This is a genomic window from Sphingopyxis sp., from assembly GCF_035686825.1.
In the GTDB taxonomy this organism is placed as follows: domain Bacteria; phylum Pseudomonadota; class Alphaproteobacteria; order Sphingomonadales; family Sphingomonadaceae; genus Sphingopyxis.
This window is the reverse complement of the sequence record NZ_DASRYZ010000004.1, coordinates 112,406-131,974: the sequence shown is the minus strand read 5'-3', so window position 1 is coordinate 131,974 and position 19,569 is coordinate 112,406. Positions and strand designations below refer to the sequence as shown.

At 67.6% G+C, this 19,569-nt stretch carries 16 protein-coding genes; 6 read left to right on the top strand and 10 right to left on the bottom strand.

Annotated features, from left to right (window positions below; translation table 11 throughout):
- Positions 1-36: 36 nt before the first annotated feature.
- Positions 37-1,587, top strand: a complete 1,551-nt coding sequence (glpD, locus tag VFG17_RS09440; protein ID WP_325029219.1) for a glycerol-3-phosphate dehydrogenase — start codon at positions 37-39, stop codon at positions 1,585-1,587.
- On the opposite strand, the gene VFG17_RS09435 is transcribed toward glpD, so the two are convergent.
- From VFG17_RS09435 to VFG17_RS09425, 3 genes are read right to left on the bottom strand one after another with little or no spacing between them, the layout of a single operon-like run.
- Positions 1,584-2,243, bottom strand: a complete 660-nt coding sequence (locus VFG17_RS09435) for an MOSC domain-containing protein (RefSeq protein WP_325029218.1) — start codon at positions 2,241-2,243, stop codon at positions 1,584-1,586. The two genes, glpD and VFG17_RS09435, sit on opposite strands and share 4 nt — an antisense overlap.
- Positions 2,244-2,283: 40 nt before the next feature.
- Complete coding sequence (locus tag VFG17_RS09430) at positions 2,284-3,447, bottom strand: MFS transporter (RefSeq protein ID WP_325029217.1); 1,164 nt, start codon at positions 3,445-3,447, stop codon at positions 2,284-2,286.
- Positions 3,448-3,461: 14 nt separating this feature from the next.
- Positions 3,462-4,496, bottom strand: coding sequence for an aldo/keto reductase (locus VFG17_RS09425; RefSeq protein ID WP_325029216.1), 1,035 nt, complete (start codon positions 4,494-4,496; stop codon positions 3,462-3,464).
- Positions 4,497-4,582: 86 nt separating this feature from the next.
- Here VFG17_RS09425 and VFG17_RS09420 point away from each other — a divergent pair, with 86 nt between their 5' ends.
- The 4 genes from VFG17_RS09420 (at position 4,583) to mobA (ending at position 7,495) form a co-directional block, all read left to right on the top strand.
- The gene (locus VFG17_RS09420) at positions 4,583-5,497 is read left to right on the top strand and encodes a LysR family transcriptional regulator (protein ID WP_325029215.1); all 915 of its coding nucleotides are present in this window, start codon (positions 4,583-4,585) and stop codon (positions 5,495-5,497) included.
- 182 nt (positions 5,498-5,679) lie between these two features.
- Positions 5,680-6,078, top strand: a complete 399-nt coding sequence (locus VFG17_RS09415; RefSeq protein WP_325029214.1) for a hypothetical protein — start codon at positions 5,680-5,682, stop codon at positions 6,076-6,078.
- Between the two features lie 98 nt (positions 6,079-6,176).
- A complete protein-coding gene (gene fdhD, locus VFG17_RS09410) occupies positions 6,177-6,980 on the top strand; it encodes a formate dehydrogenase accessory sulfurtransferase FdhD (protein ID WP_325029213.1) in 804 nt (267 codons plus the stop codon).
- The gene (gene mobA / locus VFG17_RS09405; RefSeq protein WP_325029212.1) at positions 6,977-7,495 is read left to right on the top strand and encodes a molybdenum cofactor guanylyltransferase; all 519 of its coding nucleotides are present in this window, start codon (positions 6,977-6,979) and stop codon (positions 7,493-7,495) included. The genes fdhD and mobA overlap by 4 nt, the downstream gene beginning before the upstream one ends.
- Here the strand turns inward: mobA and VFG17_RS09400 are convergent.
- Both VFG17_RS09400 and VFG17_RS09395 read right to left on the bottom strand, forming a co-directional pair.
- A complete protein-coding gene (locus VFG17_RS09400; RefSeq protein WP_325029211.1) occupies positions 7,492-9,762 on the bottom strand; it encodes an FdhF/YdeP family oxidoreductase in 2,271 nt (756 codons plus the stop codon). The two genes, mobA and VFG17_RS09400, sit on opposite strands and share 4 nt — an antisense overlap.
- Before the next feature lie 30 nt (positions 9,763-9,792).
- Positions 9,793-11,439, bottom strand: coding sequence for a carboxylesterase/lipase family protein (locus VFG17_RS09395; protein WP_325029210.1), 1,647 nt, complete (start codon positions 11,437-11,439; stop codon positions 9,793-9,795).
- A 110-nt stretch (positions 11,440-11,549) separates the two neighbouring features.
- Here VFG17_RS09395 and VFG17_RS09390 point away from each other — a divergent pair, with 110 nt between their 5' ends.
- Positions 11,550-12,842: a hypothetical protein gene (locus VFG17_RS09390; protein WP_325029209.1), complete on the top strand. Its 1,293-nt coding sequence runs from the start codon at positions 11,550-11,552 to the stop codon at positions 12,840-12,842.
- Between the two features lie 6 nt (positions 12,843-12,848).
- On the opposite strand, the gene VFG17_RS09385 is transcribed toward VFG17_RS09390, so the two are convergent.
- From VFG17_RS09385 to VFG17_RS09365, 5 genes are all read right to left on the bottom strand, one after another.
- On the bottom strand, positions 12,849-14,516 hold the full coding sequence (locus VFG17_RS09385; protein ID WP_325029208.1) for an MFS transporter: 1,668 nt from the start codon (positions 14,514-14,516) through the stop codon (positions 12,849-12,851).
- Between the two features lie 67 nt (positions 14,517-14,583).
- Positions 14,584-15,486 carry an SDR family NAD(P)-dependent oxidoreductase gene (locus VFG17_RS09380; RefSeq protein WP_325029207.1) on the bottom strand — a complete coding sequence of 301 codons (903 nt, stop codon included), beginning with the start codon at positions 15,484-15,486 and terminating at the stop codon, positions 14,584-14,586.
- Between the two features lie 88 nt (positions 15,487-15,574).
- A complete protein-coding gene (locus tag VFG17_RS09375) occupies positions 15,575-16,267 on the bottom strand; it encodes a TetR/AcrR family transcriptional regulator (protein ID WP_325029206.1) in 693 nt (230 codons plus the stop codon).
- 57 nt (positions 16,268-16,324) lie between these two features.
- Positions 16,325-17,974, bottom strand: coding sequence for an AMP-binding protein (locus tag VFG17_RS09370; protein ID WP_325029205.1), 1,650 nt, complete (start codon positions 17,972-17,974; stop codon positions 16,325-16,327).
- Positions 17,911-19,557, bottom strand: coding sequence for a carboxylesterase/lipase family protein (locus VFG17_RS09365; protein ID WP_325029204.1), 1,647 nt, complete (start codon positions 19,555-19,557; stop codon positions 17,911-17,913). The genes VFG17_RS09370 and VFG17_RS09365 overlap by 64 nt, the downstream gene beginning before the upstream one ends.
- Positions 19,558-19,569: the final 12 nt, after the last annotated feature.

The following is a 19,569-nucleotide window of genomic DNA, read 5'->3' as shown; positions in this document are numbered from 1 at the left end:
TTGGCAAATTCGTCGCACTTGCCATAGGGAACGGCCATGCCCGACGCAGCCAGTCCCTATGATGTCATCGTGGTCGGCGGCGGTGTCAATGGCGCCGGCGTTGCGCGCGACGCCGCCGGGCGCGGCGCACGAGTGCTGCTGCTCGAAGCGGGCGACCTGGCGGAGGGCACCTCGTCGAAGTCGACCAAGCTGATCCACGGCGGGCTGCGCTATCTCGAACATTATGAATTCGGCCTGGTGCGCGAGGCGCTCAAGGAACGCGAGCGGCTGTGGGGCATCGCGCCGCATATCATCCACCCGATGCGCTTCGTCCTGCCCTATCGCGACGGGCTGCGCCCGCGCTGGCTGCTGCGGCTCGGGCTGTTTCTCTACGATCATATCGGCGGGCGCAAGAAACTGCCCGCGACGCGGTCGGTCGATCTCCGCCGCCATGTCGCGGGCGGACCGCTCCAGCCGCAATATATTCGCGGGTTCGAATATTCGGACGGCTGGGTCGACGATGCCCGGCTCGTCGCGCTCAACGCACGCGATGCCGCCGACCGCGGCGCACGGGTGCGAACGCGCACGCGCGCCGAAATGCTGCGCTGCGAGGATGGGCTGTGGATCGTCGACGCGGTGGGCGATCAGGGGCAGCACTATCGCTTTACGGGGCGCAGCGTCGTCAACGCCGCCGGGCCCGCGGTGCTCGATCTGCTACGGCGCGCCGATGCCGAACCCGATCACCGGATGCGCCTCGTCCGCGGCTCGCACATCGTCGTGCGCAAGCTGTTCGAGCATGATTATGCCTATTTCTTCCAGCTGCCCGACGGGCGCATCTTTTTCGCCATTCCCTATGAACGCGATTTCACGCTGATCGGGACGACCGACCAGGACCATGATGGCCCGGCGAGCGAGGCGGAAGCGAGCGACGAAGAGATCGCCTATCTCTGCGAAGGCGCGAGCCTCTATTTCCGCAGCGCAGTGACGCCCGCCGACGTCGTGTGGACCTATTCGGGTGTGCGGCCGCTGATCGAGGACGGATCGGGGCGCCCCGAAGCCGCGACGCGCGGATACCGGATCGACCTCGACATGGACGAGGGCGCGCCGCTGCTCACCATCTATGGCGGCAAGATCACCAGCTATCGCCATGTTGCCGAACATGCGGTCGACACCCTCGCGGAGCATGTTCCCGCGCTGACGCGCAAACATTGGACCGCGCGGGCGCCGCTGCCGGGCGGCGATTTTCCGGTCGACGGCGCCGCGGCGCTCCGCGCCGAATATAAGCTCGCGCATCCCTTCCTGCCCGCCGCGACGGTCGATCGCATCGTCAGGGCCTATGGCATCGATGCGCGCCGCTGGCTGGCGGACGCGGGCGACTGGGACGCGCTCGGCGGCGAGATTGCGCATGGCCTCAGCGTCGCCGAGCTGCGCTGGATGGCGATGCGCGAATGGGCACGCACGGCCGACGATATTCTCTGGCGGCGGAGCAAGCTGGGGCTGCTTTTCACCGCGGCCGAAACCGAGCGCCTCGCCGGCCAGATGGAGCGCATCGCCGCCGAAGCGCGGCAGATCGACGCCGAATTTTTCGAGGACGAGCGAACGCGCTAATCGGCGCCGAATTGCTCGGCGAGCTTGGCGCGCCGGACTTTCCAGGTGTCGGCGAGCGCGGGCACGTCGCGCAGCGCGGTGAGGTCGGCGAGCCGCGACTTCGCCTCGCCCCCGATCAGCAGGCCGAAAAGCGACGCGAGCGGCCAGTCGGGATACGGCCGTTCGACAAGCTCGAGATCGTCGCCCGCGCGCACAACCCCGGGTTCGAGCACGCGGTAATACCAGCCCGACCGCCGCGACTTGACGACCCCGGCCATCACACCCTTCGTTTCGAAGCGATGGTCGAGCTTCCAGCACGGCTGGCGCGCCTGCGTCACCTCGACGAGCGCACTGCCGAGGCGGAAGCGGTCGCCGAGGAAGACGCTGTTTTCGTCGAGGCCGGTCGTCGAGATATTCTCGCCGAACGCGCCCGCCGCATCGAGCAGCGGCACGGCGCCGAGCTGGCCGCGCCACCAGTCATAATGGTCGGCGGGATAGTGATGGATCGCCTTGTCGATGCCGCCATGGACGCTGCGGTCGGCCTGTTCGTCGCCGGCGAGCCCCATCGCGTCGACTGCAACGGCCTCCGCGACCGGCAGCTTGCCGATCGCGCTCGGTTCGTCGCCGCGAAAGGGGCGCGCCTTGCCCGTCAGGACGGCGAGAATCTCGGTCTTCATGCCCGCGATTGCATAGACCGAGCGGCGCAAATGGCAATCGTCAGGCTTGCGCAAGCGACGCGGCAGGGCGCGTCCGCGTCGCGAGCACGATCGCCAAACCGCCGAGCGCCATCGCCGCCCCCGCGAACGACACCGCGGGATAGCCGAGCCCGAGCCCGATCACCCCGCCCCCGACCGCGGCGCCGACGGCGTTGCCGAGGTTGAAGGCGCCGATGTTGACCGCCGAGGCCAGATTGGGGGCATCGGACGCGGCCTCCATCACGCGCATCTGGAGCGGCGGGACGATCGCGAAGGTCGCGACGCCCCATGCGAAGATGGTGACGGCCGCCGCGAGCGGCTGGAACATAGCGCCCGCGAAGACGATAAGCGTCGCGGCGAGCCCGACGAGCGAGACGATCAACGTGCGGTCGATCGACTTGTCGGCGAAGACGCCGCCGAGCCAGTTTCCGGCGGTGAGGCCGAGGCCGTAGATCACCAGCATCGTGGTCACGAACAAAGTCCCCGCCCCCGCCGCGTCGCGCAGGATCGGTGCGATATAGGTGAAGACCGTGAACATCGCGGATGAGCCGATCGCGGTCAGCGCGAGCGCGATCAGCACCTCGCGGCGCTTGAGCACGCCAAGTTCGGCGAGCATATTGCCGCCCTCGGCACGCGTAATGTCGGGGAGCGCAAAGCGCAGCGCCGCCATCGTGATCAACCCCCAGACGGCGATCGCGCCGAAGGCGGTGCGCCAGCCGAACGTTTCGCCGATCCATGGCGCGAGCGGCACGCCGATGACATTAGCGAGCGTCAGCCCCATGAACATCGCCGCGACCGCACTCGCGCGCTTTTCGGGCGGCACGAGGCTCGCCGCGACGACCGACCCGACGCCGAAGAAGGCGCCGTGATTGAGCGAGGTAATCACGCGCGCGACCATCAGCGTCGCATAGTCGCCCGCGACCGCCGACAGGAAATTGCCGAGCGTGAAGATCGCCATCAGGCCGATGAGCAGGGTGCGCCGGTTCATCCGCGCGGTGGCGAGCGTCATCAGCGGCGCGCCGAGCATGACGCCGAGCGCATAGGCCGAGACGAGCAGCCCGGCAGCGGGGATCGACACGCCCAGCCCTTCGGCCATGTCGGGAAGCAAGCCCATCGGGGCGAATTCGGTGATGCCGATGCCGAAGGCGCCCGTCGCGAGCGCGAGCAGCGGAAGGTTGATTTTCATGGGCTTGGTTCCTGTCAGACCAGCGGCGGGTTCAGGCGGGCGAAGCCCTCCTGCTGCCGATAGGGGGTATGCGGATAGGCCGGCAGGACATCGCTCGCCGCGTCGAGCGCCGCCACTTGCTCTGCGGTCAACGCCCAGCCGACCGCGCCGAGATTCTGACGGAGCTGCTCCTCGTTTCGCGCGCCGATGATCACCGACGACACGGTCGGACGCCGGAGCAGCCAGTTGATCGCGACCTGCGGCACCGTCTTGCCGGTTTCGGCGGCAACGGCTTCGAGCGCGTCGACCACGCGGTAGAGCAGCTCCTCAGTCACCGGCGGCGCAAACTGTTCGGTCTCGTGGAGGCGGCTGCCCGCAGGGAGCGGGCGCCCGCGCCCGATCTTGCCGGTGAGGCGCCCCCAGCCGAGCGGGCTCCACACGAGCGCGCCGATCCCCTGATCGGCGGCAAGCGGCATCAAATCGGCCTCATAGGCGCGCCCGATCAGCGAATAATAGACCTGGTGCGCGACGAAGCGCGGCGCGCCGAGCCGGTCGGCGGCCGCCTGCGCCTTCATCAATTGCCAGCCGGGATAGTTGGAGACGCCGGCGTAACGCAGCTTGCCGGCGGCGATCAGGATAGCGAGCGTGCCCATCAGCTCGTCTACCGGGGTCGAAGCGTCGAAGGCGTGGAGCTGGAGCAGGTCGATATGGTCGGTGCCGAGCCGGCGCAGCGCATCCTCGACCGCGCGGATCAGGCGGCTGCGCGAGGCACCCCAGTCCTGCGGGCCGTCGCCCATCGGCAGGCCGGTTTTGGTCGAGATCAGCACCGCATCGCGGCGCCCCTTGATCGCTTCGCCCAAAATCTCCTCGGACGCGCCGTTCGAATAGACGTCGGCAGTGTCGAACAAAGTCACCCCCGCGTCGAGGCTGATGTCGATCAGCCGCCGCGCCTCGGCGGCGTCGCTCGTACCCCACGCGCTGAACAAAGGCCCCTGCCCGCCAAAGGTGCCGGTTCCGAAGCTCAAGGCGGGAACGCGAAGCCCCGACGATCCCAATTGACGATATTCCATGGTCGACCCTTTCGATTGCGTTGAACGCATAGATGGACTCGGAGCCCTTGCCGGAGTAGTGCCGGGACAGGCGAAGGATTTTTGAAATGAACGCAAAGATGGATAGCGGCGGCGACCGTGCGCGATCGATGGAGGTCTTTGCGGCGACCGTCGCGGAGGGCAGTTTTTCGGCCGCTGGCCGCTGCCTCGGGCTCACCCCCTCGGCGGTGAGCCGCACGATCGACCGGATCGAGGCGCGACTGGGCGTGCGGCTGCTGCTCCGCTCGACCCGCGCGCTGGCGCTCACCGCCGAAGGCGAGGCCTATCTGCGCGCGGCGCGGCGCATCCTCGCCGACCTCGGCGACGCCGAGCAGGCGATCGCCGATCAGGGCGCGCCGCGCGGGCGGCTCCGTGTCAGCGCGGCGCAGGCGCACGGCCGGCTGACCATCGTGCCGCTGCTCGGCGAGTTCGTGACGCTCTATCCGCATATCCTCGTCGACATCAGCCTCGCCGACCGGCTCGTCGACATCGCCGCCGGGCAGGCCGATGTCGCGATCCGCTTCGGCCCGCTCGCCGACAGCCCGCTCACCGCGCGCAAGCTAGGCGAAAGCCGCCGCGTCATCGTCGCTTCGCCCGCCTATCTCGCGACGCATGGCACGCCGCGCCTGCCCGAGGATCTGCACGATCATAATTGCCTGAACTTCAACTTCCGCCGCGCCGAGCCGGTGTGGCCGTTCCGCGACGGCGAGCGAGAGTACGCCCTTTCGGTGCAGGGCAATATCGAGGCGAACAATGGCGAGACGCTGGGGCAGCTCGCCGCCGCCGGGGTCGGCATCGCGCGCGTCGGTGCGTTCAGCATCGCCGACCAGATCGAAAGTGGCGCGCTCGTCCCGATCCTCGAAGAGTATAATCCCGGCGATATCGAGGCGATCCACGCGGTGTTCGCGGGCGGCGCGAACACCCCGGCGCGGGTGCGCGTCTTCGTCGATTTCCTCGCCGAGCGGATCGGCCGCGTGGGCTGAGACATAGGTCTGCTGCCGAGAGCCGGGCAACTGCCATGACCACTTTCGACCGATTGCAGATGTCTGCGACGTGGTGCATGTATTGTTTTGATAACAGACACGTGAGAGCGCCAATGAATGTATCAATTCGGAAGTTGGGCACCAGACAGTTCTGGAGGCCTATCATTCAAGGCCTCTTCCTTATGGCCACGGGTGCTTGGTTACTCATCTTATATATCGCAGCGCGCGTGCCATCGACGGATCTACTGCGAAATCTGCACAGCACCCTCCAAGTTGGATGGTGGATCCTATTTATCGCATGGTGCGCTACGGCTCCGAGTAACAAGGACACCTACAAAGATTTAAGCCCCGCCCGCAGCGGTACCGCCGTAGTCGTGGCTTGCGGCATCACAGCAGCGATGTTCCTTTCGTGGGATGCGGATTGGCCTGAAGGTCTTATCGTTCCGGGACTGATTCTGCTTGGCACCGCCGTTGTTGCGACATTCGTCTATCGGTTCGCGTCGAACCATGCTTCGGAGATCGGCGAGGCACGCTTTAACACCGTGGCGACATCACGGACTCAAGACACCGTTCACCCCTGAGCCGCAACGCAGAAGCGACCGTTCGCAGACGAAGGTCTGTGAAGCGCCATCATGCGCCCGGTTGAGACAAGTCCGTGCCGATGGGCTATCGTGCAAGGATGAATAGCGAAACGATCGACCTTCCCGTCCGACGCCTTGGCCTTGCCGAAGAGGGCGACGCGGCGCTGATACGCAGCATCGCCATCGAAGCGCCGGTATCGGTCGAGGTTGGCGGTATCGGCTATGCGGTGATGATGGCGACGCCTGCGGACCTCGAGGATTATGCGGTGGGCTTCGCGCTGAACGAAGGGCTGGTCGAAACCGCCGGGCAGATCGGCCGCGTCGACGCGCACGCCATCGAGGGCGGATGGGCGCTGCGCATCTGGCTGCCGCCCGAACGCAATCGGATCGCGATAGACCGCGCGCGCAAGCGGGTGAGCGAGAGCAGTTGCGGCCTCTGCGGGATCGAGAATATCGAAGAGGTGCTGCGTCCGCTTCCCGCCGTCACCGCGCGGATCGCGACCGACCGCGAGGCGATCGCCGCGGCGCTGGCGGCGCTGCCCGATCACCAGCCGCTCGGCCGTGCAACGGGGGCAGTGCATGCCGCCGCCTTCTGCTCGCCCGCGGGCGACATCCGGCTCGTGCGCGAGGATGTCGGGCGGCACAATGCGCTCGACAAGCTGGTCGGCGCGATGGCGCGTGCGGACATCGACCCCGCCACCGGCTTCATCCTGCTCTCGGCGCGGTGCAGTTACGAACTGGTCGAAAAGACGGTGCGCGCGGGCTGTCCGATGCTCGTCACCATATCGGCGCCCACCAGCCTTGCCGCCGAGCGCGCGGCGGCTGCGGGGCTCACGCTCGTCGCGCTGGCGCGTCCCGATGCGGCGCTGATCGTCGGCGATCCGCACGGGATGATCGCATGAAGACGCTGGGCGCGGTGCTCGCCGGCGGGCGGTCGAGCCGCTTCGGGTCGGACAAGGCGCTCGCGATGCTCAATGGGCGGACGTTGCTCGACCATGCGCAGGCGGCGCTCGCGCCGCATTGCGACGCGCTCGTCATCGTCGGCCGCGACGGCGGGATCGCCGACTGGCCGCGTCCCGGCGTGGGGCCGCTCGGCGCGATCGCCGGGGCACTCGATCATGCGGCCGCCCACGGCTTCGGCCAATTACTAACCGCGCCGGTCGATTGCGTCCGCCTGCCCGACCATCTTCACGCCCTGCTACAGCCCGCGCCCGCCTTCCTGACCAGCCAGCCGGTGATCGGCCTGTGGCCCGTCGCGGCGCTCGGCGCACTGCGGGCGATGCTCGACGCGGACGACGACCTTGCGGTCCGCGCCTTTGCGCGGCGGATCGGTGCGCGCGCGGTCGAAAGCGACTTCGTGCCGCCCAATGTCAACAGCGTCGCCGATCTCGACCGGCTGGCGAGCGGCCTTTCCTAGCGCATCGCGGCGACGCGCACCGGAATCGACTTCGCCGCCGGGCAACCGCTGGTCTTGTCGTAAAAGGCGAGCGGCAGGAGCGGGTTGAGTTCGGGATAATAGCCCGCAACCGAGCCGCGCGACATCGGAAAGTCGATGATCGTGAGCCCCTCGACGCGCCGCGCGATACCGTCGGCGCCGATCGTTTCGAGCACGACCTTCGCCCCCGCCTCGAATCCCCGATCGGCGATGTCGTCGGCGTTCATGAACAGGATCATGCGGTCGTTATACACGCCGCGATAGCGGTCATTATAGCTGTAGATCGTGGTGTTGAACTGGTCGTGCGAACGTACGGTGGCGAGCCGCAACATGCCGGGATCGTCGACGGGCGCGTTGGCCGCGAGCCCCGGCAGGACGAGGAAATTCGCCTTGCCGTTCGGGGTCGCCCACGCGCGGCGGCGCGGAGGGATGTCGAGGTGGAAGCCCAGCGGCGCCTTGATGCGCTCCGAGAAACCCTCGTAGAGCGCGGGATAGACTTCTGCGATCTTGTCGCGGATCAGGCTATAATCGTCGATATAGCCTGCCCAATCGGTCTTGCTTCCGGGCAGCGCCGCCATCGCCATGCGGCAGACGATCTCGGTCTCGGGCAACAGATACTCGCTCGCGGGATCGAGCACGCCGCGCGAGGCGGTGACGTTCGACATCGAATCCTCGATCGTGACGAACTGTTCGCCCGCCGCGGTCTCGATGCGTTCGGAACGCGCGACGACGGGCAGGATCAGCGCGTCCTTACCATGGACAAGGTGCCCGCGATTGAGCTTGGTCGCGATCCCGACGGTGAGGTCGAGCCCCCGCATCGCGGCATAGGAGCGGTCGGTGTCGGGCACCGCGCGGACGAAATTGCCGCCGAGGCCGATGAAGACCTTTGCGGTGCCCGCGAGCATCGCCTCGACCGACTCGACGGTGTGATGGCCGTGCGCGCGCGGCGGGTCGAACCCGAACACATCGCGCACCCGGTCGAGATAGGCCTGACCCGGTTTCTCATCGATCCCGACGGTGCGATCGCCCTGCACGTTCGAATGGCCGCGGATCGGCGAGATGCCCGCGCCGGGCTTGCCGAAATTGCCCTTGAGGAGGAGCAGGTTCGCGATCTGCTGGACGAGCTCAGACCCCCGCTGATGCTGGGTGATCCCCATGCCATAGCAGATGAGCGTCGCGTTCGAGCGGATATAGATTTCGGCGCAGCGGCGGATCTGCGCCTCGTCGATCCCCGACGCCGCGACGAGATCGGGCCACGCCTGCGCCTCGATATCTGCCTTCAGCGCCGCGAAGCCCGACGTGTGCTCGGCGATGAAATCATGATCGAGCACCGGCTCGCCCGCCGCCTCGCGCTCGAACAAGACCTTCATCATGCCCTTCAAGAGCGCGAGGTCGCCGCCGACCTTGATATGGACGAACTCGCTGCTGATCTCGCTCGAGCCGAAGGTCGCCATCTGGACGATGTCCTGCGGTTCGGTGAATTTGATCAGCGCGCGTTCGGGCATCGGATTGACCGCGACGATGGGAATCCCGCGTTTGCGCGCCTCGACGAGCGGCGTCATCATTCGCGGTGCGTTGGTCCCGGCATTGTGGCCGATCAGGAAGATCGCTTGCGCATGTTCGAAATCGTCGAGGATCACCGTGCCCTTGCCGATGCCGATCGAATGCGGCAGCCCGCGGCTCGTCGGTTCGTGGCACATGTTCGAACAGTCGGGAAAATTGTTGGTCCCATATTCGCGCACGAAGATCGAATAGAGAAAGGCCGTCTCGTTCGCGGTGCGGCCCGAGGTGTAGAATTCGGCCTGGTTGGGGTCTTCGAGCGCGCGGAGATGGCGGCCGATCAGCGCGAAAGCATCGTCCCAGCTGACCGGCACATAATGGTCGCTCGCCGCGTCGTAACGCATCGGTTCGGTGAGCCGCCCCTGCATTTCGAGCCAGTAATCCGACCGCTCCATCAGCTCGGAGACGCTGTGCTGCGCAAAAAATTCGCGCGTGACGCGAAACTTCGTCGCTTCGTGCGCGAGTGCCTTCGCGCCATTTTCGCAGAATTCGAGCTTTTTGGTGCAGGTCGCGTCGGGGAAAGCGCAGCTCGGGCATTTGAAGCCGCCGGGCTGGTTCATCGCCAGCAGCGCGCGCGATCCCTTGGTCACGACGCTCTGCTCCATCAGCACCTTCGCGGTCGCCGCCGCGGCGCCCCAACCGCCGGCGGGGCTGTCATAGGTCTTGTACCGGGGTTTGCGCTCAGCCATCGCGTCCCGAATAAAGCATATCGGCGGAGGCTAATCCACGAGTCTTTGGCGCTCGAGCGGGCTTCTGTTGAGGAACCATTGCTCGCCCGCGCGGCGGCGGCGCTGCATGATTTCCTCCTGCAATTCGAACATGCCCGGCAGCATATCGCGCTCGGCCGCGGGACGGGCGCCGAACCGCATGAAATTCTCCGCCTCGCCGTAGGCCGGCCACGCTGGCGCACCGTCGGCCGAGGGGATGCCGTGCGCGGCGAAGGCCGCCCAATAGCCGATCATCTGCCGCGCCAGCGCGCGATCCTCTTCGCCGGCCGGCATCGGCCAGTTTGGCAGGCCAAGCGGGCGCCCCGCAACCCCGAAGGCGAAGGGCAGCTCGCTGGCGTGAAAGGCGCAGAGGCCCCGCGCCCGCGCCGCAGCGTAGCAATGGTCGAAAAGATAGAGATAGGCGGACTGTCCGGCGCGCGCCTGTTGCCGCACAAGCCGCTCGGTCGCCCAGCCATAAACCGCGTCGCGCGTCGCCGCGACCGGGCTTTCATCCATGTCGGACGAGGGATAGAGCCGCAGGAAAGCGGGCGCGAGATCGCCGAAGCGCCGCGCGATTTCGGCCTCATAGGTCGCCGCGTCGGCGGGTGTCGGCGGAACCAGCGCGCGCTGGCTGCGGACCTCGCCGCTGTTGAAGCCCGCAAGCACCGGAATTTTCGCCTGATCGCCGCGATCAAAAATATCGACCAGCTGACCAGGCACGACCGCCCCGTCGACCACCGGCTGCGCGATGAAGCGCGCGCGCTGTCCAGCGGCGACCAGCGCCTTCGGATCGGCGCGCCGGAGCGCCGCGAGGTCGGCGGCGCCCATACTGCTGGCAAACGCGGCGCCGGTCGCCTCGGCGGACGGCATGCCGAAGGCCGCGCCGCGGAGATGCGGCACGGCGCGCATGTTGGGGCTCTGGACGATCGCCTTCGCGAACACCCCCTTCGCGCGCGGGCTGGCGAGCAGATAGGTGATGCTGAGCGCGCCCGCCGATTCGCCCATGACCGTGACATTCGCTGGATCGCCGCCGAACACGCCGATATTGCGCCGCACCCATCGCAGCGCCGCGATCTGGTCGAGCAAGCCGTAATTGCCCGACACGCCGTCGGCCGATTCGACGCTGAGCGCGGGATGCGCGAACCAGCCGAGGACGCCGAGCCGGTAGTTGATCGACACGAAGACAACACCACGCTTCGCAAATTGGGCGCCGTCGTACATCGGGCTGGCGCTGGAGCCGAATTGCAGCGCGCCGCCGTGGATCCAGACAATCACCGGCGCGCCATCGGCGCGTTCGGGCGCCCAGACGTTGAGCGTCAGGCAATCCTCGCTCATCGGGCGCGGCGGCTCGAAATAGACGCTGGCGGCGGGATAGGAAGGTTGGACGCAATCGGGGCCGAAGGTGCGCGCCTCGTGGACGCCCTCCCATTTCACGGCGGGCGCGGGCGGGCGCCAGCGGCGTTCGCCGACCGGCGGCGCGGCATAGGGGATGCCGCGGAAGACGCGCAGCCCCTTTTCCCAAGCGCCCGCGACGCGGCCTTCGGCGATCGTCGCGGTCGGCGCTTCGGCGGCGAAGACGGGGCCACTCGCCGCAGTCGCGACCAGCAAAAGGGCCAGAGCAAATAGACGGCGCTGCGCCGCGATGTCCTTCATCAACATGGCTCTCCCTTCGGCGATGCTTGCCATCGTCCCGCACCCGACTTACGCTCACACGCGAGTGAATATCAAGCGCCGGCAGCGCGCGACCGAAGCAATGCGGGAGAGGCGAGATGACGGAACCCACGCGGCGCGGCTTTCTGGCCGGGACGACAGCGCTGCCACTCGCGGCTGCAATGAACGCGCAGGTTGCGGCCGCCACGCCGGACGCCATCGCCGCCGATCTCGCGACCTATATCGGCTTCGGCAGCAAGCAGTCGGGCGGCGCGGGCGACAGTGCCTGCGGCGATTGGCTCGCGGCCGAGCTCGACCGTGCGGGCTTCGCGGTCGAGAAACTGCCGATCTCCGTCCCTTGGTTCGAAGGAGAAGGCTGCGAAATCGTGGCGGGCGAAACGCGCGCGCCGCTGCATCCGCAGCCGATCGTCACCCCGACGCCGGACGGCGGCGTGACCGGGCCGCTCGTCCGCGTCGATGCGCATGGCAAGGCCGACGCGCCACTCGCGGGTGCGATCGCGCTCGTCGACCTGCCCTATGGCCGCTGGTCGTCGGCGCTCGCCAAGCCGGTCCGCGCGCCGGTCGATGCCGCCTTCGCGGGCGGTGCCCAAGCGGTCGTGATCGTCACCAACGGGCCGACCGGACAAGTGATCGCGCTCAACGCCGACGGCCGCGCGCCGATATTCGCGGGGCCGGTCGGATTGCTCGCGCCAGCCGAAGCGGCGCCCTTCTTCGCTGCCGCAATGCGGCGCGAGGCGGCGCGCGTGACGCTGGCGGGTCGCGGCGGGCGACGTGCGGCGTTCAACCTGATCGGCCGGCTCGACCGCAGCAAGGGCCGGTGGATCACCGTGTCGACGCCGCGGTCGGGCTGGTTCGGCTGCGCGGGCGAGCGCGGCGGCGGTATCGCGGCCTGGCTCGATCTCGCGCGCGCGGTGGCCGAACTGCTGCCCGATCACGACCTCTGCTTCCTGTGCAACAGCGGCCATGAATATGAAAATCTGGGCGCCGAGGAGGCTTTGAAGGCGGCCGCGCCCAAACCCGCCGAAACGCATTTCTGGCTCCACCTCGGCGCGAATGTCGCGGCGCGCGACTGGCACGAGGGATTGTTCGGGCTCGCCCCGCTAGCCGGCAGCGATTCGCAGCGATATCTGGTGGTGAGCCCGCCGCTGCTGCCCGCCGCGCGGCGATTGTTCGCCGGGCTTGCGGGGCTCGAATCGCCCTATCCGAGCGATCGACTGTCGGCAGGCGAACTCACGGCGATCATTGCCGCGGGCTATCCATCGGTTGCCGGCGTCTTCGGGGTCCACCGCTATCACCATGTCGCGGACGACGATGCGCGCTGCGTCGATCCCGTAGCAGTGGCGGCGGCGACGGCGGCGCTGAGGCAATTGCTCGTCACCGCCGCCGCGTAATTCTCCTTAAGCTTCAATGTCGCGCTTGTAGGTTTCGGGCAGGAACAGGATGCCGACCACCGCGGTCACCGCCGCGATCACCACCGCATACCACAGCCCCTGATAGATATTGCCCGTCGCCGCGACCATCGCGAAACCGATCGTCGGCATGAAGCCGCCGATCCAGCCGTTGCCGATATGATAGGGCAAGGACAGCGAGCTGTAGCGGATGCGCGCCGGGAACAGTTCGACGAGCAAGGCGGCGAGCGGGCCATAGACCATCGTTGCGAGGATACCGAAGACGCAGAGGATGCCGATGACCTTGAGCTTGTTCACGGCCGCCGGGTCGGCCTTGTCGGGATAGCCGGCGGCATCGAGCCCCGCTTTCGCCGCGGCGCCGAACGCGGCGACCGCCGCGCCGCGCGCCGCATCGTCCAGCCCCGCCGGATCGGGCACCGCGATCGTCCGCTCGCCGATGCGCACCGACGCGGTCGTCCCCTCGGACGCCTCGACATTGGCGTAGTTGACGCCATTCTTCGCGAGATAGGATTTGGCGATGTCGCAGCTCGTCCGGTCGAACGTGTTTTTGCCGACCGGATCGAACTGGAACGAACATTCGCCGCCGTGCGCGATCACGCGCACCGGCGCGCGTTCGACCGCCGCCGCCATCGCGGGGTTCGCCGCCGTGACCAGCGCCTTGTAGGCCGGGAAATAGACGAAGACCGCGATGACGCACGCGGTCATCATGATCGGCTTGCGGCCGATCCTGTCGCTGAGCCAGCCGAAGAAGACGAAGCTCGGAATGATCAGCAAAAGCGCGGTGGCGACGAGGAAATTGGCGGTCGCACCATCGACCTTCGCGACCCGTTCGAGGTAGAAGAGCGGATAGAGATGCGCAGCGAAGCCGATCACCGCCTGTCCCGCGACCGCGCCGAACAGCGCGATCAGCACGATCTTCAAATTGCGCCATTCGCCGAACGCTTCCTTGAGCGGCGCCTTCGACGTCGCTCCCGCTGCCTTCATGCGCTGAAAGACCGGGCTCTCTTCAAGCTGGAGCCGGATCCAGAGCGTCACGCCGAGCAGCAGGATCGAGAAGATGAACGGAAGCCGCCAGCCCCAGGCATTGAAGGTGTCGGCATCCATGAAGGTGCGCAAACCGACGACGAAGGACGAGGCGAGGATGAGCCCGAGCATCGCGGTCGTCTGGATGAAGCTGGTATAGAAGCCGCGCTTTCCGGGCGGCGCATGTTCGGCGATATAGACCGCCGCGCCGCCATATTCGCCGCCGATCGCCAGCCCCTGAAGCAGACGCAGTATCATCAGAATGATCGGCGCCGCGATGCCGATCGTGTCGTAACCGGGCAGAAAACCGACCGCAAAGGTCGACAGCCCCATGATCGCCATGGTGACGAGGAAGGTGTTCTTGCGCCCGACGATGTCGCCGACGCGCCCGAAGACGAGCGCGCCGAAGGGACGCACCGCGAAGCCCGCGGCAAAGGCCATCAGCGCGAGGATGAAGCCCGTGGTTTCATTGACCCCGGCAAAGAAATGGTGCGACAGCGCCGTGGCGAGCAGCCCGTAGAGGTAGAAATCATACCATTCGAACACCGTCCCCAGCGACGAGGCGGTGATGACCAGCGCCTCATTCTGCTTCTTGTCCCCGCCGGCCGGCAAGGCTTCCGCGTCGGTAGCCATCTTCCTTCTCCCATTTGTCCGGGCGATCGTGGCGGGTTTTTGTCCCGTCCGCGTGTGCGCCCGGGGATTATCCGTGTGCGGCAGCGATCGCCGGCGCGTCGAAACCGGCGCTCGCCAGTTCGCGTTCGGCCTGCGTGAAGCCATAAGCGGGGACGATCGCGCCGCCGCGATCCGACACGCGGTCCCATTCGGCGGCGACGCGCTGCGCCGCGCCGTCGCCCTGCCCGACATAAAGGCCTTCGGTCAGCGTCACATGCGCCGCCGCGAAATGCCCCGCGCCGGCGCACAGAATCGCGCGCGTCGGCGCATCCTCGCCTACCAGCGCCAGCAGCCCCGGGCTCACCGCCTCGGGCGCAAGCTGCGCCAGCGCGTCGGGCGCGAGCACACCATCGGTCATCGCCGTCGCGGCGGTCGGCGCGAGACAGTTGACGCGGACATTATATTTATCGCCCTCTATACCGAGCGTCTGCATCAGTCCGACGAGCGCCATCTTTGCCGCGCCGTAATTGGCCTGCCCGAAATTGCCGTAGAGGCCCGACGAGGAGGTCGTCATCACGATGCGGCCGAAACGGCGTTCGCGCATCTGGTCCCATACCGCCTTCGAAGCGATCGCCGCGCCCATCAGATGGACGTCGACGACGAGGCGGAAGTCGGCGAGGTCCATCTTGGCGAAGCTTTTGTCGCGCAGGATGCCGGCGTTGTTGATCAGGATATCGATGCCGCCCCAGGCGCGCGTCGCCGCATCGACCATCGCCGCGACCTCGGCCTCGTCGGTCACCGAGGCGGCGACCGCCATCGCGCGGCCGCCGGTTTCGGCGATCTCGGCCGCGACGCGCGCGGCGGCGTCGCCGTCGCGATCGTTAACCACAACGCGCGCGCCGTGCCGCGCGAGCATCAGCGCATGCGAGCGGCCGAGCCCGCCGCCCGCCCCGGTCACGATCGCCACCCTGTCCTTCAGCTCGTTCGTCATGCCATTTCCCTTGTCATATCATAACTCACTTGTGAGTGAATATTATCAGCGCAAAAAGGCCGATGCGTATCGTTCCCCGCCCGGTCGCCTAAACCCTGTCCTGTTTGCGCTGGTCGCAGATTTCCCGGAAGCCCGCCGCCATGAAGCGCGCCATGCGCGCCTTGACCGCTTCATAATCGTCCGAGTGGCAAAGGCCGTGCGATAATTTGTCGATGCGCCCGGTGCGCGCGAGCGTCAGCATCAGTGCGCCGGTGACGAAATGATAGCCCCAGAAAATATCTTCCTCGGCTGCTTCGGGCAGCGCCTTTTTCAATATCTCGATCAGGCGGAGCACGACGGGGTCGAAATATTTATCCATGAACTCCGCGCCCTCGGGGCTGTTCGACGCCTGCGCGCCGAATGCGCCGTAATTCTTCCAGCCTTCGCCGCCCTGGATATAGAGGTCGAGGTCGGTGTCGAGGAAGGCGTGCAGCGCGCCTTCGAGCGTCGGCTTCCCCGCGGCGGCGCGCTCATAATCGTCGAGCGCCTGCATCCGTTTGTCGATGGTGACGACGGCGCGCCGCGCGAACACCGCATCGAACAGCGTCCTTTTGTCGTCGAAATAATAGTTGAGCAAAGTATGGTGGACCCCGACCTGCTTCGCGACGTCCTTCAGCGTCACGCCGTGGAAGCCGTGCTTCGAAAACAGGAGTTCGGCGGTGTCGAGGATCTGCTCCATCATTTCGGCGCGCTGTTCCGCCTTCGACGGGCGTTTCACCGCACTCTTTGCCTTCGACGCCAAATTCCTGTCCTTCCGCACTTCAGCCATATTTCGTCATGCCGCCGCGACCCGGTGGGCCTACACCTGTCCGTAATCGGCCCGCAATTGCATTTTGTCGATCTTGCCCGTCGGCGCGAGCGGCATCGCGTCGAGCCGCACGATCGCATCGGGAATCCACCAGGAGGCGACACGTTCGCGCAGCGGCGCGAGCAGGTCGTCGTCGCTGACCGGCGCACCGTTGGTCTCGACCAAGAGGATCGGCCGCTCGCCCCATTTGGGATCGCTGCGCCCGATGACCGCTGCGAGCGACACCTGCGGCAGCGCGCCGACCAGCGCCTCGATCTCTGCCGGGTTGATCCATTCGCCGCCCGATTTGATCAGATCCTTCGACCGCCCGGTGATCGTCAGATTGCCGGCGCTGTCGAGCCGCGCGAGGTCGCCGGTATCGAACCAGCCGTCGGCGTCGGTCGCCGGCGCATCCTGCCCGAAATAGCGTTCGACGACGCTCGGCCCGCGGACGCGCAAATGCCCCTCGGCACCGCGCTGTTCGGCGAGCGCGCGCCCTTCGGCGTCGGTCAGCAGCAGGTCGACGCCGATCGCGGGTTTTCCCGACACGCCGGCGGTGCGCCCGGGATCGCCCGGAACCGCGGCGGTGCCGAGCGGCGACAGCTCGGTCATTCCCCAGCTCGTCTGCACCTCCGCGCCCAGCCGCCGCTCGATCCGCTCCATCAGCGCCGGCGGCATCGGCGCGCCGCCGACGAGGATGCGCTCGAGCGTCGGCACTTCGCCCCCCTCGCGTTCGAGATGCTCGACCAGCCCGAGCCACACGGTCGGCACGCCGACCCCGGCGGTCACGCCCTCGCCGCGGATCAGCGCCGCAAGATGCGCGCCGTCGCTGTGACGACCCGGCAGCACGAGCTTGCCGCCAGCGGCGGGCACCGAAAAGGGCAGCCCCCAGGCGTTGGCGTGGAACATCGGCACCACCGCGAGCACCGCGTCGCGTGCGCGCACGCCCATCACATCGGCCTGCAACTGGCGCATCGTGTGAAGATAACAGCCGCGATGGGTGTAAGTGACGCCCTTCGGCGCGCCCGTGGTGCCCGAGGTGAAGCAGAGCCCCGAGGGGCTGTTTTCGTCGAATTGCCCCCATGCGACGTCGGTCGAGGCGGCCGCAAGCGCGGGTTCGAGCGCGCCGACCGCGACGCGGCCATCCGCCTCGCCCGCATCACTTTCGGTCGCGTCGAGCAGCAGTATCCGCCGCACTGTCCCGACATTGCGCGTCGCGGCTTCGGCGAGCGGCAGCAGGTCGGGGCTGACAAGCAATATGCCCGCTTCCGACTGCACGAGCATCGCGCCGATCTGCGCCGCGGTCAGCCGCGGGTTCAGCGTGTGGCACACCGCGCCCATGCCGATGATCCCGTACCAGCTTTCCAGATGCCCCCGCGTATTCCACGCGAGCGTCGCGACGCGGTGCCCCGCGCGCACACCCATCGCATGGAGCGCGCCGGATACCGCGCGCGCGCGCTCGTAAAGCGCGGCATAGCCGATCCGCGCGACGCTTCCGTCCGCCCCGGCCGACACGGTTTCGGCATCGGGATGCCATTTGGCGGCGTGGGAAAGGAATTTGTCGAGCGTCAGGCCATGGGATTGCATCGAACCGTCGATCATTGGCACCCCGCAGCTTTCGGCGGCAGCGGCGGCGAAATGACGCCGATGTTCCAGTTCCACGGCGTATCGCCCGCCGCGCGGCGGCGGCACATCACCGCCTCGTGCAGCGCCGCGGTACCGGGGAGCAGATTGTGCCCGGCCTTCGGCGCCTCGGCGATATGGAGAAAACCGGCGTTGTCCGAATAGTCGGGCCAGTCGGGCTGGCCCTTCGCCTGCGGCCGGCCGCTGCGCGCGAAGCTCGCCCAATAGTCGCCCATCGCGCCGGCCAGCTTGCGCTCGGTCAGATCGTCGGGGATTTTCGGCCACAGCGGCGGCGTCTTGCCCGCGGTGCCGAAGATATAGGGCAGTTCGGCCGCGTGAAAGGCGTGGAGATTCCACTGGGCCGTCGCCGGATAGCCATGGTCGAAATAATAGAGATAGGCGCCCTGCCCCAGCGCCGCCTGGTTCGAGACCAGCCGTTCGGAAGTCCAGCCATACATCGCGTCGCGCGTCGCCGCGAGCATGCTTTCCTCGATCACCTTCGCCGGATAGCGCGCCAGGAAGGCGTCGGCGAACTCGCCGTAATTGGCGCGGATCGCGGCTTCATAGGCGGCGGCATCGGCGGGCGGCTTGGGCAGCAGAAAGCGCAGCGAGCGGATTTCGCCCGCGTTGAAGCCAGCGAGGATCGGCACCGGTGCCTGCTCGTTCCGGTCGAAGCTGTCAACGAGCTGGCGCGGCACGATCTTGCCGTCGACGGCGGGGAACGGGAAATAGCCCGTCGCCGGCGCCTTTTCGGCGATGTCCTTCGCGGGCATCGCGCGCAGCGCCGCGAGGTCGGCGGCGCCGAGCTTGGCGGCGAGGTCGGAGCCCTGCGCCTCGGCCGGGACCATGCCGTTCAATTTGTCGCGCAGCCCCGGCGCCGAGACCATATAGGCGCTCTGCGCGATCGCCTTGTGGAACAGGCCGCGCGCCGCCGGCGCGGTCATCAGATACATGACGCTGAGCGCGCCCGCCGACTCGCCCGCAATCGTCACATTGGCGGCGCTGCCGCCGAAAGCGCCGATGTTGCGCTGAACCCATTCGAGCGCCGCGATCTGGTCGAGCAGCCCGTAATTGCCCGACACACCGTCGGCCGATTCGGCGCTGAGCTGCGGATGCGCGAGCCAGCCGAGCGCGCCGAGCCGGTAGTTGATCGACACGACGACGATGCCGCGTTCGGCAAGTGCGCTGCCGTCGTAGATCGGATCGCCGCCCGAGCCGCCGGTCAGCGCGCCGCCGTGGATCCAGACGAAGACCGGCGCATTCTTCGCATCCTGCGGCGTCCAGATGTTGAGCGACAGGCAATCCTCGCTCATCGCCGGCAGGTCCCAGGCATAGATGCTCGGGCCGCGCGGCCCCGGCTGCAGGCACGCCGGACCGAAGCGCGTCGCGTCGCGCGCGCCGTCCCAGCTCTCCGCAGGCTGCGGCGGCGCCCAGCGCAGCTTGCCGACCGGCGGCGCGGCATAAGGAATGCCCTTGAAGGCGCGAATGCCCTTCGCCTCGCTGCCCTCGACCTGGCCCGCGGGCGCGTCGACCACCGGCCCCGCCGCCGCTGCCGGCGCCGCGGAGAGCGCGGCGACGGCGAGCGCGACGTGCGACAGGCGGCGGATCATCGGACCGTTCATTTCCCGGTCCCG

Bases quoted from the DNA above. Each gene is read 5' to 3' on its own strand.
- VFG17_RS09425 (WP_325029216.1), bottom strand. From the start codon at position 4,496: ATGGAATATCGTCAATTGGGATCGTCGGGGCTTCGCGTTCCCGCCTTG.
- VFG17_RS09395 (WP_325029210.1), bottom strand. From the start codon at position 11,439: ATGTTGATGAAGGACATCGCGGCGCAGCGCCGTCTATTTGCTCTGGCC.
- VFG17_RS09420 (WP_325029215.1), top strand. From the start codon at position 4,583: ATGAACGCAAAGATGGATAGCGGCGGCGACCGTGCGCGATCGATGGAG.
- mobA (WP_325029212.1), top strand. From the start codon at position 6,977: ATGAAGACGCTGGGCGCGGTGCTCGCCGGCGGGCGGTCGAGCCGCTTC.
- VFG17_RS09365 (WP_325029204.1), bottom strand. From the start codon at position 19,557: ATGAACGGTCCGATGATCCGCCGCCTGTCGCACGTCGCGCTCGCCGTC.
- VFG17_RS09385 (WP_325029208.1), bottom strand. From the start codon at position 14,516: ATGGCTACCGACGCGGAAGCCTTGCCGGCCGGCGGGGACAAGAAGCAG.
- glpD (WP_325029219.1), top strand. From the start codon at position 37: ATGCCCGACGCAGCCAGTCCCTATGATGTCATCGTGGTCGGCGGCGGT.
- VFG17_RS09435 (WP_325029218.1), bottom strand. From the start codon at position 2,243: ATGAAGACCGAGATTCTCGCCGTCCTGACGGGCAAGGCGCGCCCCTTT.
- VFG17_RS09415 (WP_325029214.1), top strand. From the start codon at position 5,680: ATGGCCACGGGTGCTTGGTTACTCATCTTATATATCGCAGCGCGCGTG.
- fdhD (WP_325029213.1), top strand. From the start codon at position 6,177: ATGAATAGCGAAACGATCGACCTTCCCGTCCGACGCCTTGGCCTTGCC.
- VFG17_RS09430 (WP_325029217.1), bottom strand. From the start codon at position 3,447: ATGAAAATCAACCTTCCGCTGCTCGCGCTCGCGACGGGCGCCTTCGGC.
- VFG17_RS09390 (WP_325029209.1), top strand. From the start codon at position 11,550: ATGACGGAACCCACGCGGCGCGGCTTTCTGGCCGGGACGACAGCGCTG.
- VFG17_RS09400 (WP_325029211.1), bottom strand. From the start codon at position 9,762: ATGGCTGAGCGCAAACCCCGGTACAAGACCTATGACAGCCCCGCCGGC.
- VFG17_RS09380 (WP_325029207.1), bottom strand. From the start codon at position 15,486: ATGACGAACGAGCTGAAGGACAGGGTGGCGATCGTGACCGGGGCGGGC.